This is a genomic window from Synechococcus sp. R6-10, from assembly GCF_047461815.1.
GTDB lineage: Bacteria > Cyanobacteriota > Cyanobacteriia > Thermostichales > Thermostichaceae > Thermostichus.
The window spans coordinates 1-540 of the sequence record NZ_JANSHW010000630.1 but is presented as its reverse complement, the minus strand read 5'-3'; the positions used below and the strand labels follow the sequence as shown (position 1 = coordinate 540).

The window sequence follows — 540 nt, the reverse complement described above, 5'->3', positions numbered from 1 at the left end:
TCTCTGCACAGCATTTAGCCTGTGGATTGTCGTGTGTGCTTTTAGTTCACCCATACCCGAGCGCGGTTTTACGATGGTAGCGATGCAAATCATCAACCTATGTGTCGTCGCAATTTTGGTTTTCAATCCGCAAATTGAGTTAGTAACCCTGAACCGACGAATCCTCAAGCTTGCTGCAGGAATAGGTGTGATAGCGATTGCACTTTATGTGCCTGCTATCCTACGCTACGAGCAGATTGCTCTTGACCAATCTCTATGGATGCCCTCGGTTGGGTATTATATGGAGCATGGCTCTGTGCCGCGCCTCATAGGATTGGCTACAGATCCCAACTTCTACTCTCTATGGATGTCGATACCGCTGATGGTAGGAGTCATTTACGGTCGGCGCAGTGTGCTGCTATGGCTTCCTGTGGCGTTGTCAGTTTTAATGACCTTATCTCGTACATTCCTCGTAACCTTGGTCTTTTCTTCTGTGCTGATTGTATTGACTCTCTCACTCGTAAAGGTCGTAAAGATTAGCCCGACTCGTCTATTAATCGT

1 protein-coding gene is annotated in these 540 nt (G+C 47.2%); it reads left to right on the top strand.

Going from position 1 to position 540, the window contains the following annotated elements:
* Positions 1–82: 82 nt before the first annotated feature.
* On the top strand, positions 83–540 hold a 458-nt coding region (locus NW837_RS14705; RefSeq protein WP_414332312.1), incomplete at its 3' end, for a hypothetical protein.